This window comes from Nocardia sp. NPDC019395, from assembly GCF_040632335.1.
GTDB lineage: Bacteria > Actinomycetota > Actinomycetes > Mycobacteriales > Mycobacteriaceae > Nocardia.
This window is the reverse complement of sequence record NZ_JBEYBT010000010.1, coordinates 178,977-194,637: the sequence shown is the minus strand read 5'-3', so window position 1 is coordinate 194,637 and position 15,661 is coordinate 178,977. Positions and strand designations below refer to the sequence as shown.

Sequence of the window (15,661 nt, the reverse complement as noted above, 5' to 3'; positions counted from 1 at the left end):
ATGCTCGTCCAGGTCCTTGGCGCCTCCGCCGTCCGGCTCCTTCCACCGACCCACTCTCCATAAACGGAAATCATACTCTCATGAATGAGATATTGTCTTCTTGTACGTATCACCAATAAAGGAGCAGAGATGAGCGCCACGGTGAACCCGCTACCGTCGTTCGGCGTCGAGATCATCGGAGCCCACGGGAGTGAACTGGCCGGCCGAGCGGCAGCCGCCGAATGCCAGGCCGCCTTGGAGCAGTACGGGGTCGTGATCTACCGCGATCTCGACATCACCGATGACGACCTGGTCGCTCTCACCCGGGCGCTGGGCCGGCCGGTAGCCGCCCGCACCGGAGAGCACCGCCTCTCCGAGATCGAGACCATCACGCTGGACCCGGCGAAGACTGCCGCCACTCTGGCGTCGTATCGGCGCGGCAATTTCCTCTGGCATATCGACGGCGCCACCGGCCACACTCCGCAACGAGCGACCCTGCTCACCGCACGTGAGGTCGACGAGGCCGGGGGCGACACCGAATTCGCCGATACCTATCTGGCGTACGACGCACTGCCGGACGAGGAGAAGGCCCGGCTGGCCGGGTTGCAGGTGGTCCACAGTTTTGCCGCCGCCCAAGCCCGCGCCAATCCGTCCGCCACCGAGCAGGAGCGGCAGGCATGGGACCGTGTCCCCACCAGAACCCATCCGCTGATGTGGAACCGGCGAAACGGGCGCCGGTCATTGCTCGTGGGAGCGACCGCGGGCGAGGTGATCGGGATGGCGCCCGAGGAAAGCCGCACGCTGCTCGATAGTTTGCTCGACTGGTCGACGCGTCCGGAGTTCGTCTTGCATCACCGCTGGAGAAGGGGCGATCTGGTCATCTGGGACAACACGGGAATGCTGCATCGCGCCATGCCGTTCGAACCGACCTCACGGCGCCTGATGCACCGCACAACCCTCGCGGGCGAGGAACTGGTGGCCTGACCCGGCGGTGCACGAGACTCCCGGAGCCCCGCGCAGGCACCTGCATGCCAGGAGGCCGAGCACCCCGGGAAACGCCGAGACCGGCAGGTGACGCCGGCACGGTTGATGGTCTCGCGCAAGCGAAGACCGCGGGCTGTGCCCCGGTCGTGACTCAGAGGAGTCCGAGGGCGAACTTGCCGATGTAATCGCGCGCGGCGTCGCTGTTCGGGGGATGGAAGGCGCCGGCGCGGACGTCGCGGTTCGCACGCAGGTACCCCGCTTCGCGGAGGTCTTCGAGATCCTCTGCGAAGAACCGGTTCTCGCGATCGTAATCCGCAGCCCGCGAATGCAAGCGGGCGAGCAGATCGTCGCCGAGTATCCGTCGCTGCGCGGCGGCGGTGGTGAGTCGCGGGTCAACGGTCTCCGTCATGGTGTCCTCCGTGGTCGGCGAAGATACCTCGCCGACAGTAGGACGCTCACGGTCACATCCACAGGGTATGAGTCACGCTGATCCTTGCTCGCGGATTGCCGCCGCCGGGCACGCGCCCGGGTGCGGTGAACCGATTGCGAACCGGTCTCCGAAAAACGGCCGATTCCGGAGATTCCACGTATGTGAACGGTCGCCTCGAATTCCTTCCCCGGTGGGCCCGGAGAAATAAAATCGCGATGATTCGAACAATTCAATTCATGCCCGGCATGCCCATTCGGAAAATGCACCTGATTAAATCATCATGATTGCATCGGTGTTCGGCGCACCGGGGATCACATTCCCCGCGGCCGGCCCCGGGGTACGGGAGAGCAGCGGGCGCAGCGCTTCCGCGGCGATCTTCGCGGTGGCAACCGGCAGTCCCGGCCGAGCGCCCACCGACAGTCGCAAGGGCTTCGCGGCGGGTAGATCGTGGCGCGGCACGAGCCCCTCCGGCGTCTGGCCGAGCGTGGCGAGCAGGGCCACTCCCACGCCGGTCGCGACCGCTGCCTGCACGCCGCTCAGCTGCGGCGCCTCGGCGCCGATCGACGCCGGGAGATCAGCTCCGGCGAGGGTTTCCAGCGCGCGGTTGCGCAGTGCGCAGGGACTGTCGAAGGCGACGATCGGCACGGGAGCCGGCCGGGGTGGGAGCCGCCAGCCCGGAGCGGAGTACCAGGTCAGCTCGAGTTCACCGACCTGGATCGCGCCCGGGTCGTCGCTGTTGAGCAGCAAGGCGAGGTCGATCCGGCGGCTCGCGAGGCCGTCCCGTAGCGCCACCCCACGGTCGATACGGAACCGGAAGGACAGTTGCGGGGCCGCGCGCTTGATCGCGGCCGCGAGGGCCGGTAACAGCTGTGCGGCGGCGTGCTCGGTCGACCCGATCGTGAGGGTGCCCTCGATCTTCGTGCCGAAGCTGCGCAGGGCGTCGTCGTGCAGGTCGAGGATCCGCCGGGCCGCGGCGAGGAGTTCGTGGCCGTCCGCGGTGAACCGCGAGCCGCGGCCGTGCCGCTGGACCAGTTGCCGGCCGACCGCATCCTCGAGGCGGCGCACGTGCTGGCTCACCGCCCCTTGGCTCAGGTGCAGATATGTCGCCGCTCGCTGGAAACCGCCGCAATCCGCGATTGCGACGAAGCTTCGTAACGGAGCAATGTCGAGGTTCTTTTGCATGATTCCTGCAATTATGCACTCTCATTACGAATCATGATCGTTCCCATCATGAATGCTCGTTGGATAGGCCGCGTGAATTCCCGTAATTTCGACGAGGCAGGAAACAACCGGACGGAGCGGCGTGCGAAACAGACGACAGATTCATCTGGGTGCCGTTCCCTATGGGACCGGCGGTCCGGGCAGTCATACGCTCTGGCTGGATCCGGACATCCCCGGCGACGCGAGCGTGAGCATCGAGTGGTTCACCGATATCGCGCGTTTGGCCGAGCGCGGCCTGTTCGACCTGGTGTTCATCGTCGACAGCCAGTTCATCACGCCGTACTCGCCGCCGCACTACCTCAACCGCCTGGAGCCGTTGACGCTGCTGAGCGCGCTGGCGGTGCAGACCGGCCGGATCGGCCTGGTCGGCACGGCGACGACGAGTTTCAACAGCCCGTTCAATCTGACGCGGCGGCTCGGGTCGCTCGACCTCATCTCGCGTGGTCGCGCGGGGTGGAACGTCGTCACCACCGGTGACGCGGGCACCGCGCGCAACTACGGGCTCGACGAGCACTACGACTACGACACCCGGTACGGCCGGGCTCAGGAGTTCGTCGAACTCGCTCGGGCACTGTGGGATTCGTACGAGGACGACGCCTTCGTCCGCGACCGCGAGACCGGGCAGTTCCTCGACCGGACCAAACAGCATCGGCTGGACCACGACGGTACCTTCTTCCGGGTCCAAGGTCCGCTCAACCTGGTCCGCTCGCCGCAGGGACACCCCGTGATCTTCCAGGCCGGCGATTCCGACCAGGGCCGCGACCTCGGGGCCCGCGTCGGCGAAGGCATCTTCACCCACGCCCCCGATATCCCTGCCGGCCAGGCGTTCTACAACGACATCAAGACCAGGGCCGCACGCTTCGGCCGCGATCCCGAAAATCTGCTGATCATGCCCGGCGTCCAGGTCGTGGTGGGTGACACCGACGCGGAGGCGCGGGAGATCGAGACCGCGAATCACGCGGCAGACCACACCTTCACCGCGGCGCTCGAGGAGTTCGGGCGGCCGTTCGGGTGGCACGATTTCACAGGCTACGACCTCGACGCACCGTTTCCCGCCGAGGCGCTGGCCCACGGTGAGCGCTCTTTCTACACCCAGGCCAAGGCGATCACCGAACGCGCCCAGCGCAACGGATGGACGCTGCGACAGGCCGTGGAGGCCACGCGCGAGCGGCGCAAGAGCGAGTTCGTCGGCTCTCCGGCGACGGTCGCGGACAAGCTCGTCGAATGGTGGCAGGCCCGCGCGTGCGACGGCTTCAACATCGCCGTCGACCACCCCGCGAACTTCCGCCGGTTCGTCGACGAGGTGGTGCCGATCCTGCAGGAGCGCGGTGTATTCCGCGCCGAGTACACCTCGGCAACACTGCGCGGCCATCTCGGCCTGCCGATCCCGCCGAACCGATACAGCACCGCCGTCTGACCGGGCCGGATATACCGGCCACCCCGAGAAGGAACCAGCCTGCCCATGTCTCTGCGCGTTCAGCGGTCCGACCGCTCCGCTCCCACCACCGTCAGCCGCCGGGCGATGCTGCGCCTCGGCCTCGGTGCCGGCGCCCTCTTCGCGCTCGGGGCCTGTAGCGATGCGGGTGCCGGCTCCGTCGGTGGCGGCGGTCCGGGCACCGTGTCGTGGGCTTGGCAGCTGCCGACCACCTGGGACCCCGTCACCTCCTCCGCCGGCTCCGACGTCACGATGCTCGCGCTCGCCTACGACGCGCTCACCGCGCTGGACGGTGACGGTAACGCGGTCGGCTGGCTCGCCGAGCGGTGGGCCTACAACCACGACGGCACCCGGGTCACGTTCACTCTCCGCCCGGGGCTGAAGTTCTCCGACGGGTCGCCGTTGAACGCCGCGGCGGTGGCCAGATCCATCGAGCGTGGGCGATCCGCGCCGGGATCGCTCATCGCTCCGCAGATCGCCGACCTGAAAACTGTTGCGGCACACGGCGAGCTGGATATCGTCCTCGACCTGACCGCGACCAACTATCAGTACCCGCTGCTGCTCGCCGGGAAGACGGGCATGGTGGTCAACCCCGCGGTATTCGAGAAAGACGCCCAGGCCCTCGCGACGCGGCCCGCCGGGTCGGGGCCGTTCACGCTCACCTCCTATGTCGACAACGACCACGGGGAAATGCGCAAGAACGAGCATTTCCACCTCGCGGATCAGATCGGGATCACCCGGTTCCTGCTCTACCCGGCCGCCGATCCGGCGACCGTCGTCGCCTCGGTGGCGTCGGGGCAGTACGACGTGGCGAAGATTCCGGCCTCGGGCATCAAGGCGGCCCAGGCGAGCGGTCTCGAGGTGCAGGTGCTCGATTCGATGTATGTCGCGGTGCTCGACGTCAATACGTCGAAGGCGCCGTTCGACAACCCCGCGGTGGTCGAGGCGATGAAGTACGGCATCGACCGCGAGGCGATCAAGCAGATCGCCAACTTCGGCATCGGCGATGTCTGCTACCAGCCCTTCCCCGAGGGATACGTCGGTTTCGACGCGACGCTGGGTACTGCGTTCGCCTACGACCCCGCCAGGGCCCGCAAGATCCTCGCGGATGCCGGGCTGTCCGGCGGTGTGCGCTCCACATTGTCGGCGGCGGCGCCGATTCCGGCCGCGGTGGAACAGATCCAAGCCCAGCTCGGCGAGATCGGAATCGAGCTGGAGATCGACCCGGTGCCCCGGTCGCAGTGGACCCAGGTCGTGTACATCAATCGTGCGAAACCGCTCGGCTACGACGGCTTCGCGGGCCGGGAATCGCCCGTGCAGGCCTTCCAGGTGCTGTTCAGCGCCACCGGGCTGATGAACCCGGCGCGCACCAGCGACCCGGAGTTGGTCGCGCAGCTGGCGAAGGTCGCCGCGACCCCGACCGACGACCCGTCCTACCCCGCGACCCTGCAGGAGGCGACGCGCCTCGCGGTCACGCGTTTCCCCAACACCTTTCTGTTCGAGGTTCCGAGCATCCTTGTCCGTCGCAAATCGCTCGCGCCGCTGCGGCCACACCCGAGCCTGATCCGCTGGGAAGGTGTACCCGCATGACGGAAGTACTTGCGGCACCGCCGGATTCGCCGGTCGTGTCGAGGCGCCGGTCTTTCGGCCTGCCGCCGGCCTCGGTGCGCGGGCCGGCGCGTCTGCTCCTTACGTCGGTCACCGTGCTGGTCCTCGCCTCGCTGATCACGTTCACGCTGGGTGCGCTCAGCAAGAACAACCCCGCCGCCGTTGTGCTGGGCGAGACCGCCACGCCGGAGGATATCGCGCGCCTCAACCACGAGTTCGGGCTCGACCGGCCGCTCGTGGTGCAGTATCTGAGCTGGGTGTGGAACGCGCTCCACGGTGACCTCGGACAGTCGTGGTTCACCACGGTTCCTGTCGCCCAGTCGATTCGGCTCGCTTTCCCGGTGGATCTCTCGATCGCGCTCTACGCGCTGCTGCTCGCGCTCGTCATCGGCTTCGGCGCCGGGATCGCCGCGGCCGCTCGCCCGGGCGGCGTGGTCGACCGGGTCGTCACCGTCCTCTGCTCGGTGCTGGCCACGATGCCGCCCTTCGTCATCGGTATCGCACTGATCGTGCTGCTGGCGGTGAAGATCCGTCTTTTCCCGGCCGGCGGCTATTCACCGTATGCCGTCGATCCGGTCCAATGGCTGCGCTACGCCACACTGCCCGCGCTCGCGCTGGGGCTCGAGGTCGCGGCGAATATCGCCCGCCAACTACGCACCACACTGGTGACCGCGCAGGCGGAGAACTACGCGATCGGCGCCCGCATGCGCGGATACGGGCGGGCCCGGGTGCTTTTCGGCCATGTGCTGCGTAACGCTGTCGCGCCGACGCTCGCCGTGGTGACCAACGCACTCCCGCTGATCATCGGCGGCGCGGTGATCACCGAGAAACTCTTCAATCTGCCGGGGGTCGCCCAGTTGGCATTGCAATCCGCCCAGCGCGGCGACGTGCCGGTCGTGCTCGGCACGCTGATGGTCACCTCGGCCGTCGTACTGCTCGGCACCCTGATTCTCGGCGCGCTGCAGCTCCTGCTCGACCCGGCCGCACGCCGCGGCGCCGCCGCACGGAACACCGATAACCGGCAATCGCGCAGCTGGTCATCGGTGCGACCGGGTGCGGGTGTCCCGCAGAACGCAGGAGTCCGGCGATGACGACGCTGCGCAGACTCCTCTCGATCCCCAGCGCACAGGTCTCCCTGGTGATCCTCGCCGGCGTGGTATTCCTCGCCGTTTTCGGGGAAGCGCTGGCTCCCTACGACGCGCTCCGCCAATCCCCGCAGATCCTGCAGGGCCCCAGCACCGGCCATCTGCTGGGCACCGATTACGTCGGCCGGGATGTCCTCAGCCGTCTGATGGCCGGGACGCGGCTTTCGGTCGTCGGCGCGGTGGAGGTGGTCCTCGTCGGGATGCTCCTGGGCGTGCCCACCGGCCTTGCGTCCGTGTGGGCGGGGCGGGCCGGCGAGTGGTTCGCGCTGCGCCTCTCCGAGACGCTGACCGTGCTGCCGTTCACCGTGTTCACGATCGCGGTGGCCGCGACCCTCGGCAACGGTATGACCCAGGCCATGATCGCGGTCGGGATCCTCTCGGCGCCGGCCTTCTTCCGTATCAGCCGCGCCGTCGCCCTCGGTCTGCGCACCACCCAGTACGTCGAATCCGCCGAGTTGATGGGTGCCTCCACCTGGTGGATCCTGCGCACGCATGTGTGGAGCAAGGTCGCGCCGAACGTCGCGGTGGCGGCGGCGCAGGCCACCGGTGCCGCACTGCTGGTCATCGCCTCGCTCGCCTTCCTCGGTATCGGCGTCACACCGCCGGCCCCGACGTGGGGCGGCATGCTGGCGGCGGACCTCGGCTACCTGGAACTACAGCCGTGGGCGCCGCTGTTCCCCGGCATACCGATGCTGCTCACCGTCGGTGCCCTCAACATCCTGGCCGACTGCCTGCGCGAGGCGGCCGCCGATACGCCCCGTGCGCGGCGCGGACTGCTCGCGCGGCTGGTCGGCCGCACCCCGGCGCGCCCGGCCATCGCGGCGGACCCCGCCTTCCCCACCAAGGAGCTCGATCGTGTCCCTGCCCGATGAACCGATCACCGGTACCGCCCGGCCGGTGCTGCGCGTCGACGGCCTGAATGCCGGTGTCGCCGGCGGCGGGCGAGCCCTGCGGGAGGTCTCGTTCGAGATTCCGCGGGGTGAGACCGTCGCACTGGTCGGCGAGTCCGGCTCCGGCAAAACGCTGACCTGCCGAGCCGTCCTCGGGCTGCTGCCGCCCGCCGTCGCGATCGAAAGCGGCACCGTCACATTGGGGTCGGGCGAGTCCGCGGTCGACCTCACCGGCGCCCGGCCCGCCACCTGGCGGCGGTTACGCGGCACCCGGCTCGCCGCTGTCTTCCAGGACCCCGGCTCGTACCTCAACCCCTCGCTCACCATCGGCTACCAGGTCGCTGAGCAGTTGCGCGTGCGCGGGAACACGGGCCGGCGCGCCGCTCGGGACCGCAGCCTCGAACTCCTGCGTGAGGTGGGGATCCACGATGCGGAGCGGGTCGAGCGTCTGTATCCCTTCCAGCTTTCGGGTGGCATGCTGCAGCGGGTTCTCATCGCCATCGCGATCTCACTCGGACCGGAACTGCTCATCGCCGACGAGGTCACGACCGCGCTCGACACCGTGGTCCAGGCCGAGATCCTGGACCTGCTCGAGCGATTGCAGCGCAGCCAACGGCTCAGCCTGCTGCTGGTGACGCACGACCTGGCCGTGGTCGCCCGGATGAGTCATCGCGTCCTGGTGATGTACGCGGGTGAACTCGTCGAGAGCGGGCCGGCCGAAGAGGTACTGCGCCATCCCCGCCACCCCTATACGCAGGCCCTGTTGCGTGTCGCTTCGCTGGGCGACTGGTCGCGACGCACCCTGGAGACGATCGACGGGCAGCCGCCGGCCGCGGCCGCGGAGATCACCGGTTGCCGCTTCGCCGCCCGGTGCGCACACTCCGCGCCCGGTTGCACCGACGGTGTGATCCCGTTACGCGCGGCCGGTCCGGCCCATTTCGCACGGTGCATCCGGGATCGGGTGGCCGCATGACTACCGCGACCACCGCACCCCTGCTACGGATCACCGATCTGTCCGTCACCTATGCGGTGCCACGCCGCGGGGTGGGGCTCGGCACCGGCGCGGCGTTGCACGGCGCAAGCCTGGAGGTGTATCCGGGCGAGATCGTCGGCATCATCGGCGAAACCGGTTCCGGGAAGACGACTTTGGCCCGCGCCACCGTCGGGCTGACGGCTCCGGCGGCCGGCACCATCGAATTCGACGGCCGGGATCTGACCGAGCTGCGCGGCCGCGCGCTGCGCACCTTCCGGCGGGAGGGCCGGATCCAGCTGGTGTTCCAGGACCCGCTCCGCTCGCTCGACCCCGACCTCACGGTCGCGCGGCTGGTCGGCGAACCGCTCGAGGTGGCGGGCGGTCTCGGCACCACGGCCCGCCGCGAGCGGATCGACCGCGCGCAACGTGAGGTCGGGCTGGATCCGGCGGCGGTGCGTGATCGCCGCCCGCGGGAACTGTCGGGAGGCCAGCGGCAGCGGGTGTCCCTCGCGCGCGCCATCGTGACCGAACCCCGGCTGCTCATCTGCGACGAGCCGGTCAGTGCGCTCGACGTCTCCAACCGCAACCTGGTGCTGAACCTGCTCGACCGGCTACGGCGCGACCTCGGCCTGGCGGTCGTGATCATCGCGCACGACCTCTCCTCGCTGGCCGGTATCGGCGACCGGGTGGCCGTGTTCTACCGGAGCCGGCTGGTCGAGCAGGGAGATCTGCACGAAGTCCTGACGCGGCCGGCCCACCCGTACACGGCCCTGCTGGTCGCCTCCGCGCCGAGCCTCGGCGAACAGTCCGCGATCCGGCCCGAAGACGTCCGCGTCGACCGCGGTACCGCCGGGACACCGGATCCCGGCGGATGCGTGTTCGCCGACCGGTGCCGGTTCGCCTTCGCCGGCTGCGCCACGGAGCCGCCACTGCTCGAGGTGGGTGAGCGGTGGTCCGCCGCCTGCCATCTCGCCGCCCGGTGGCCCGGGTCACCGGACAAAACGCACACCCCGCCGGGTGACACCGGCACACTCGAGAAGGGCGACCGATGAGCTACGACGACGTCGAGATCCTGGGCATGATCGGCACCGCCGACGCCTCCGAAACACGGCCGGGCGACGGAACCGTGATCGACCCCGACTACACGATCAGGTTCGCCCGCGCCCACGAGGACGGCGGATTCGACCGGGTGCTGATCGGGTACGGCTCCGGCTGGCCCGAGGGCTCCCAGGTGGCGGCCGCCGTGGCCGCCCACACCGAACAACTCGGTCTGCTCGTGGCGCACCGGCCCGGGGTCGTGCACCCCACTCTGGCCTCGCGCCTGTTCACCACTCTCGACCAGTTCTCCGGTGGCCGCGTGGCTCTCAACATCGTCACCGGGGGCACCGACGCGGAACAGCGGCGCGAGGGGGACTATCTCCCCCATGACGAGCGGTACGCCCGTACCGACGAATACCTCCAGATCCTGCGTGCCGCCTGGGATACCACCGGGCCCCGCGACTTCGCGGGCGACTACTACCGATTCGACGGCTACCACCCGCAGGTCCATCCCTACGAGGGCAGGCACCTCGAACTCTTCTTCGGCGGCAGCTCCCCGGCGGCCTACGCCGTCGGTGCCCGGCACGCCGACACCTACATGCTCTGGGGTGAACCCCTGCGCGAGACGGCCGAGCAGATCGCGACCATCACCGACCGCGCGGTGGCGGCGGGCCGCGAGCGCCGGCCCCGGATCTCGGTGTCGTTCCGGCCGATCCTCGGCGCCACCGACGCCGCCGCCTGGGAACGGGCACACCGCATTCTCGACACCCTCACCGCCGGCGTCGGCGGCGCACACAACACGCGTGCCGCCCAACTTCACCCGCGTGGCGCCGAACCGCAGAACGCGGGCTCACAGCGGCTGCTGGCCGTCGCCGAGAAGGGCGAGTTGCACGACCGCTGCCTGTGGACCCCCACCGCCAAGGCGGTCGGGGGTGGGGGGAACTCCACCGCGCTGGTGGGTTCGCCCGAGACGGTGGCGGCCGCCCTCCTCGACTACATCGAGATCGGGGTGGATGCCGTTCTGATCCGCGGATACGAACCACTGCAGGACGCGATCGACTACGGCCGCGATCTGCTGCCACTGGTGCGCCAGGAGCTGGCCCACCGCAAGGCAACCCGTACCGACCGGGCGGCGGTCTAGCGGATGCGCCCATTGCACGGTGTGCGCGTCGTGGAGTTCGCCCACGTCGCGGCCGGCCCGTTCGCGGGAATGCTGCTCGCCGATCTCGGCGCCGATGTGGTCAAGATCGAACCGCCCACGGGCGATCAGATGCGCGCGTGGCCGCCCTTCGCCGACAACGGCGACGAGCGGTTCAGCCACAATTTCGCCTCGGTCAACCGCAACAAACGGTCGGTGGTCGCCGACCTGCGCGACCCGGCCGACCTGGCGCGGGTCCGCGACCTGGTCGCCGCCGCCGATGTGCTGGTGGAGAACTACCGGCCGGGGGTGCTGGACCGCCTCGGCGTCGGCTACGACCGGGTGCGCCATCCCGGGTTCGTGTACTGCTCGATCTCCGGCTACGGCCTGACCAGCCCCTACGTCGACCACGGCGCCTACGACGTAGTCATCCAGGGGATGTCGGGACTGATGAGCGTAACCGGCGAGCCGGACGGCGGGCCGGTGAAGGCAGGGATCCCGGTGGGTGATTTCACCGCCGGGCTGTACGCCGCCTACAGTATCGCCGCCGTACTGCCCCAGGCCCGCGCCGAAGGCCGGTCCGTGCGACTGGACTGCCCGATGCTCGACTGCCTGATCGGTGTTTCGGCGCTGCAGACCAGCGAGTACTGGGGGTCGGGGGTGGAGCCGGCGCGGCTGGGCACCGCGCATCCCCGCAATGCGCCGTACCAGGGATTCACCGCCGTAGACGGTGATTTCACCGTCGCCGCGGGCAACGATCGGCTGTGGGCCGCGGTCGCCGAGGTGGTCGGGGCACCCGAGCTGGTCGACGATCCACGCTTCGTGACCCAGCTGGACCGGGTCGCGCACCACGCCGAACTGGCGGCAATCCTCCAGCGCCGGTTCGCGACCGAGAAACGCGACCATTGGATCACCGAACTCCGCGCGCGCGGAGTGCCGTGCGGGCCGGTCAACTCCTTCGGCGACATCTTGTCCGACGAGCACGTGCGCAGCGCCGGGTTGGTCGGTTCACTCGATGTCCCGGTCGCCGGGCCCACCCCGACCGTCGTCTTCCCGGTGCGGATCGAGGGCCAGGACGCACGCCTCGACCGGGCGGCACCGCGCTTGGGCGGCGACGACGAGGTCTTCGACGAGTGGTGCGGCGCATGACCCTCGTCGTGCAGCGCGGTGCCGTCTGGGAGGTCCGCCTCGATCGCCCGGCGGCGGCCAATGCACTGTCGCCCGCGCTCGTCGACGCCCTGCACGAGGTACTCGACGAGGCGGCGACAGCCCGCCCGGAAGCCCTGATACTCACCGGGAATCGGCGGCACTTCGCCGCCGGGTTCGATCTGACCGGCCTGTCCCGCGAATCGGACGCCTCGCTCGCCTGCCGGTTCCTGCGGATCGGATTGTTACTCGAAAAGCTGTCCACCGCGCCGTATCTCACGGTGGCCGTGGTGGAGGGCAGCGCGATCGGGGCCGGGGCGGATCTGGTCGCCGCCTGCGATCACCGGCTCGCCGGACCGGATGCCCGCTTCGCCTTCCCGGGGGCGCGGTTCGGTGTGGTCCTCGGAACCGCCCGCCTGGGCAGCATCACCGATCCTCTGATGTTCCTGGGCGGCGATACGGTCGCCGCCCGAGATGCCCGGGGACTGGTGACCGGCGCACCCGGCGAGCTACCCGGGATCCTCGACGCCTGGGCGCGAACCGATCCGGAGACCCGCCCCGCGTTGCTGGCGGCGGCGCGTCCGGTGCACAGCACCGACGCCGCACTCGCCGCCCTCACCCGATCCGTCACCGCGCCCGGTCTGCACGAACGCCTGACCGCATACCGGCACCGCGTCCTATCGTCCCGAACTCCGAGTAAGGAGCCGTCATGACCCGACCCCCGATCGTCTCGGTCCAGACCGACGTACCCGAGTTGGCGGCGTTCGCCGACACCGTCGCACAGCTCATCCGCGATATACCCGGCGAGCGCGCGCTGGCCGCCGCCATCCGCGACGAGCTCGCCGCGGTCCTGGCCGCCGGATTCGACCTGCCGGCGGAGAAGACGCGACCCGACCCCGACCACTACGTCATGTACCCGCTGCACGTCGCCCCGGACGGCGCTTTCTCGATCGCCAGCGCTGTATGGAATGTCGGTCAGGGGACCCCGGCCCACGGCCACGAAACATGGGGAGTCGTGGGGATCCACCGCGGTACCGAGATCGAGACCCGGTTCCGGAAGCCGCCGGCCGAGGGAGCTCCCCTCGTCGAGGCGGGCACCTCGGAGTGGACAACCGGCCAGGTGACGGTGTGCTGCACCACCGACGACGATATCCACCAGGTGCGCTGCGGCGGCGACGAACCGGTGATCGGAATACACGTGTACGGCGCGGATATCGGAACTCTCCCGCGCCGGTCCTACAACCCGGAAACCGGTGCGGTGCACTGGTTCACCTCTGCCTGGGCAGGAGGAACGACCGAATGACAACCACGCAGAAATACGCGGCCACCGGCGCCTGGAACGAGCCCGAGGGGGCCACACCGCGCGGCACCGTCGCACTGCTCCCCGGACGCGGTGAAACCGCCGCATCATACGCGCGCCTGGGCCGTCGGCTCGCCGCCGACGGGTACCGGGTGCGGTATGTGCCCGTGACGCTCGATGACATCGCCGACGCCCGCGCCGCCGTCGAAGAGCTGCTGGCCGACGAATCGCTGCCGGCGCCCCGAGTCCTGCTCGGCTCGGACAGCGGGGCCGCGCTCGCGGGGCAGTTCGTCGCGGAGCTGCCGGTGGACGGCGCTGTGCTGGCGGCGATCGCCCTCCCGGGATCCGCGCACGGCGAAGTCGGGGCCGACTGGGCGGACGAAGTCGACGCCCGCACGGCCTGCCCGGTGCACCGTGCCGTGCTCGCGACGGACGAGGAGTTCGCCCGCGGCGCAATAGCTTCGCCGCTGCCGTGGGAAACGATCGCCATCGGCGCGCAGGACCGGCCGACGCTCGCCCTGCACGGCACCGACGACCGCGTCACCCCGCTCGCTCCGGCGCTCGAGGTGTACGCGCGGGCCGCGCGCACCGATGTCCGCCTCGTGCAGGGCGGCCGCCACGATGTGCTCAACGATGTCGCGCACCGCTCCGTCGCGGCGACGATCGTGCTGTTCCTCGAGTCGCTGCGGCTGAGCCCCGAGGCCCCTCCGATCGTGACCGGGCTGGGCTGAGTGCCTGACCGAGTCGCGGTAGAACACCCACTCGAATTCGATTGCCCGCGACAGTAGCTCCATCAGCCGGCGCGATCGGCGAGTTCGCTTATGGCCCGCTGGATCCCTTCGGCGAGGGTTTCGATATCGGGGGTCGTGTCGTAGTCACCGGTGATCCCGAATACCAACTGGTCGTGGTAGCTGAGTATGGCGATCGCGGTGCGCAGCCGCATGGCGATCGGGACCGCGGGCAGCAGTTCCAGCACCGGTCGCCCGTCCAGCCCGAGCTGGTGTCGCGGCCCCGGCACATTGGTTGCCAGCGCGGCGACACCGCGCTGCGGAAACCGGGCCACCGCGCGCAGAGTCCAGGCCACGGCGGCGAACGGCAGCAGATGTGCCAGCCCCAGAACCGTGTGCTCGGCGCCCGCCGCCCCGCCGGACTTCTCGTGCCGCATCCGCTGGTGCACGGTGCGCAGACGCTCCACCGGGTCGGCCCGGTCGACCGGCAGATACGGCAGTACCGCCGAAACGCGATTGTCCATAACGTATTTCGCATGCTCGGCCCGCATGGATACCGGCACCAGGATTCGTAATCCGGGTGCGCCGGTTTCCTCGCCGCGGCGTAGCAACAGCTCGCGGTACCCGGCGGCGAGTACCGCCAGGACCACATCGTTGACGGTGACCTCGTAGGCGCTGCCGATCTCTCGCACCGACCGCAGCGGTAACCGCACCGCGACGTATCGGCGCTGGTGACCGATCGGCCCGTTCAGCGACGACTCCGGGCCGGGCCCGACCACGGCAGCTCCGACCGGAACGAGGCTACGAACCGTGCCGAGCACCGCCCCCGGCACCGCCATCGGCAACGTCAGCATCCGCGAAATCCCCGGCCGTCGACGTTCACGGCGGACAGCGGGCGCATCGCTCGGGGTGGCCGCGGGCCACGGATCGCAGAGCTTCTCGAACACACCGACGCCCGACACCCCGTCGACCAGACTGTGATGGGCCTTCATCAGCAGTGCCCAGCGGTCGCCGGCCAGCCCCTCCACCACGGTGCAGGACCAGAGCGGACGGTCGCGATCCAGGCGCTCTTCGATTTCCGCGGCCACCAGCTCCCACAGTGTCGTCTCGTCGGCCGGGGAGGGCAGCGCGGTCCACCGAAGATGGTGCGCGATATCGAACCGGGGGTCGTCCTCCCACACCGGTGCGGTCAGATCCAAGGGTGTCCGGCGCACCCGCTGCCGCAACCGCGGCACGGCGGACAACCGCCGATTCAGCGTTTCCGCCAGCCGGTGCCGCGGCGGCGGCTCGCCGGCCATGATCGCGACGACGGCGATACCCAGGCTGACCCGGGGATCGGCATCCTCCAGTTCGATGAAGCCCGTATCCAGCGGCTGCAACTCGGTCATCTCCGCCGGTCCTTTCCTGCGGGGAGGTCGAAGCAGGACACCGGGGCCGTCCTGGGGTCCGACCGGGTACTACCAGCTGTCCGAGAGCCCATAGCCGTGCGCCTTATCGGTCTGATCGATCCGTTGATCGACGACTCCCCATTGTCTCGCACCCTGCCCCGAGTGGACCAGGGGCGATACGCATCCATGCGACACCGGCCACCGATGCCCGATCCGCAGCCGATCGACTTCGAACAGCGGCCACACCCCGATACTTAG

At 69.5% G+C, this 15,661-nt stretch carries 15 protein-coding genes; 12 read left to right on the top strand and 3 right to left on the bottom strand.

Translation table 11 applies throughout. The features are described 5' to 3' along the window. Nucleotides 1-129 precede the first annotated feature (129 nt). Nucleotides 130-963 carry a TauD/TfdA family dioxygenase gene (locus ABZ827_RS22035; RefSeq protein ID WP_357239518.1) on the top strand — a complete coding sequence of 278 codons (834 nt, stop codon included), beginning with the start codon at nt 130-132 and terminating at the stop codon, nt 961-963. Between the two features lie 151 nt (nt 964-1,114). Here the strand turns inward: ABZ827_RS22035 and ABZ827_RS22030 are convergent, their stop codons facing one another. Together ABZ827_RS22030 and ABZ827_RS22025 are read right to left on the bottom strand one after the other, a co-directional pair. Beyond that, nucleotides 1,115-1,372: a hypothetical protein gene (locus ABZ827_RS22030; protein ID WP_357239515.1), complete on the bottom strand. Its 258-nt coding sequence runs from the start codon at nt 1,370-1,372 to the stop codon at nt 1,115-1,117. Between the two features lie 291 nt (nt 1,373-1,663). Beyond that, on the bottom strand, nt 1,664-2,575 hold the full coding sequence (locus tag ABZ827_RS22025; RefSeq protein WP_357239512.1) for a LysR family transcriptional regulator: 912 nt from the start codon (nt 2,573-2,575) through the stop codon (nt 1,664-1,666). A gap of 121 nt (nt 2,576-2,696) precedes the next feature. Here ABZ827_RS22025 and ABZ827_RS22020 point away from each other — a divergent pair, with 121 nt between their 5' ends. From ABZ827_RS22020 to ABZ827_RS21970, 11 genes are read left to right on the top strand one after another with little or no spacing between them, the layout of a single operon-like run. Further along, a complete protein-coding gene (locus ABZ827_RS22020) occupies nt 2,697-4,031 on the top strand; it encodes an LLM class flavin-dependent oxidoreductase (protein ID WP_357239509.1) in 1,335 nt (444 codons plus the stop codon). Nucleotides 4,032-4,076: 45 nt separating this feature from the next. After that, the gene (locus ABZ827_RS22015) at nt 4,077-5,639 is read left to right on the top strand and encodes an ABC transporter substrate-binding protein (RefSeq protein ID WP_357239506.1); all 1,563 of its coding nucleotides are present in this window, start codon (nt 4,077-4,079) and stop codon (nt 5,637-5,639) included. Beyond that, nucleotides 5,636-6,748 carry an ABC transporter permease gene (locus ABZ827_RS22010; protein ID WP_357239503.1) on the top strand — a complete coding sequence of 371 codons (1,113 nt, stop codon included), beginning with the start codon at nt 5,636-5,638 and terminating at the stop codon, nt 6,746-6,748. Before ABZ827_RS22015 ends, ABZ827_RS22010 begins: the two co-directional genes overlap by 4 nt. Beyond that, the gene (locus ABZ827_RS22005; RefSeq protein WP_357239500.1) at nt 6,745-7,674 is read left to right on the top strand and encodes an ABC transporter permease; all 930 of its coding nucleotides are present in this window, start codon (nt 6,745-6,747) and stop codon (nt 7,672-7,674) included. Before ABZ827_RS22010 ends, ABZ827_RS22005 begins: the two co-directional genes overlap by 4 nt. Further along, nucleotides 7,658-8,665: an ABC transporter ATP-binding protein gene (locus ABZ827_RS22000; RefSeq protein WP_357239497.1), complete on the top strand. Its 1,008-nt coding sequence runs from the start codon at nt 7,658-7,660 to the stop codon at nt 8,663-8,665. Before ABZ827_RS22005 ends, ABZ827_RS22000 begins: the two co-directional genes overlap by 17 nt. Continuing rightward, nucleotides 8,662-9,717, top strand: coding sequence for an ABC transporter ATP-binding protein (locus ABZ827_RS21995; protein ID WP_357239493.1), 1,056 nt, complete (start codon nt 8,662-8,664; stop codon nt 9,715-9,717). Before ABZ827_RS22000 ends, ABZ827_RS21995 begins: the two co-directional genes overlap by 4 nt. Further along, nucleotides 9,714-10,844: an LLM class flavin-dependent oxidoreductase gene (locus ABZ827_RS21990; protein ID WP_357239490.1), complete on the top strand. Its 1,131-nt coding sequence runs from the start codon at nt 9,714-9,716 to the stop codon at nt 10,842-10,844. Before ABZ827_RS21995 ends, ABZ827_RS21990 begins: the two co-directional genes overlap by 4 nt. Nucleotides 10,845-10,847: 3 nt before the next feature. Beyond that, complete coding sequence (locus tag ABZ827_RS21985) at nt 10,848-11,990, top strand: CoA transferase (protein WP_357239487.1); 1,143 nt, start codon at nt 10,848-10,850, stop codon at nt 11,988-11,990. Continuing rightward, nucleotides 11,987-12,700, top strand: a complete 714-nt coding sequence (locus ABZ827_RS21980) for an enoyl-CoA hydratase/isomerase family protein (protein ID WP_357239484.1) — start codon at nt 11,987-11,989, stop codon at nt 12,698-12,700. The genes ABZ827_RS21985 and ABZ827_RS21980 overlap by 4 nt, the downstream gene beginning before the upstream one ends. Next, nucleotides 12,697-13,290, top strand: a complete 594-nt coding sequence (locus ABZ827_RS21975) for a hypothetical protein (protein ID WP_357239481.1) — start codon at nt 12,697-12,699, stop codon at nt 13,288-13,290. Before ABZ827_RS21980 ends, ABZ827_RS21975 begins: the two co-directional genes overlap by 4 nt. Beyond that, nucleotides 13,287-14,018, top strand: coding sequence for a lysophospholipase (locus ABZ827_RS21970; protein ID WP_357239477.1), 732 nt, complete (start codon nt 13,287-13,289; stop codon nt 14,016-14,018). The genes ABZ827_RS21975 and ABZ827_RS21970 overlap by 4 nt, the downstream gene beginning before the upstream one ends. A 62-nt stretch (nt 14,019-14,080) precedes the next feature. Here ABZ827_RS21970 and ABZ827_RS21965 read toward each other — a convergent pair whose 3' ends face one another. Beyond that, a complete protein-coding gene (locus ABZ827_RS21965; protein ID WP_357239474.1) occupies nt 14,081-15,403 on the bottom strand; it encodes a wax ester/triacylglycerol synthase family O-acyltransferase in 1,323 nt (440 codons plus the stop codon). Nucleotides 15,404-15,661 lie beyond the last annotated feature (258 nt).

Bases quoted from the DNA above. Each gene is read 5' to 3' on its own strand.
- ABZ827_RS22010 (WP_357239503.1), top strand. From the start codon at position 5,636: ATGACGGAAGTACTTGCGGCACCGCCGGATTCGCCGGTCGTGTCGAGG.
- ABZ827_RS21995 (WP_357239493.1), top strand. From the start codon at position 8,662: ATGACTACCGCGACCACCGCACCCCTGCTACGGATCACCGATCTGTCC.
- ABZ827_RS21970 (WP_357239477.1), top strand. From the start codon at position 13,287: ATGACAACCACGCAGAAATACGCGGCCACCGGCGCCTGGAACGAGCCC.
- ABZ827_RS22015 (WP_357239506.1), top strand. From the start codon at position 4,077: ATGTCTCTGCGCGTTCAGCGGTCCGACCGCTCCGCTCCCACCACCGTC.
- ABZ827_RS21985 (WP_357239487.1), top strand. From the start codon at position 10,848: ATGCGCCCATTGCACGGTGTGCGCGTCGTGGAGTTCGCCCACGTCGCG.
- ABZ827_RS22030 (WP_357239515.1), bottom strand. From the start codon at position 1,372: ATGACGGAGACCGTTGACCCGCGACTCACCACCGCCGCCGCGCAGCGA.
- ABZ827_RS21965 (WP_357239474.1), bottom strand. From the start codon at position 15,403: ATGACCGAGTTGCAGCCGCTGGATACGGGCTTCATCGAACTGGAGGAT.
- ABZ827_RS21980 (WP_357239484.1), top strand. From the start codon at position 11,987: ATGACCCTCGTCGTGCAGCGCGGTGCCGTCTGGGAGGTCCGCCTCGAT.
- ABZ827_RS22005 (WP_357239500.1), top strand. From the start codon at position 6,745: ATGACGACGCTGCGCAGACTCCTCTCGATCCCCAGCGCACAGGTCTCC.
- ABZ827_RS22035 (WP_357239518.1), top strand. From the start codon at position 130: ATGAGCGCCACGGTGAACCCGCTACCGTCGTTCGGCGTCGAGATCATC.
- ABZ827_RS22025 (WP_357239512.1), bottom strand. From the start codon at position 2,575: ATGCAAAAGAACCTCGACATTGCTCCGTTACGAAGCTTCGTCGCAATC.
- ABZ827_RS21975 (WP_357239481.1), top strand. From the start codon at position 12,697: ATGACCCGACCCCCGATCGTCTCGGTCCAGACCGACGTACCCGAGTTG.
- ABZ827_RS21990 (WP_357239490.1), top strand. From the start codon at position 9,714: ATGAGCTACGACGACGTCGAGATCCTGGGCATGATCGGCACCGCCGAC.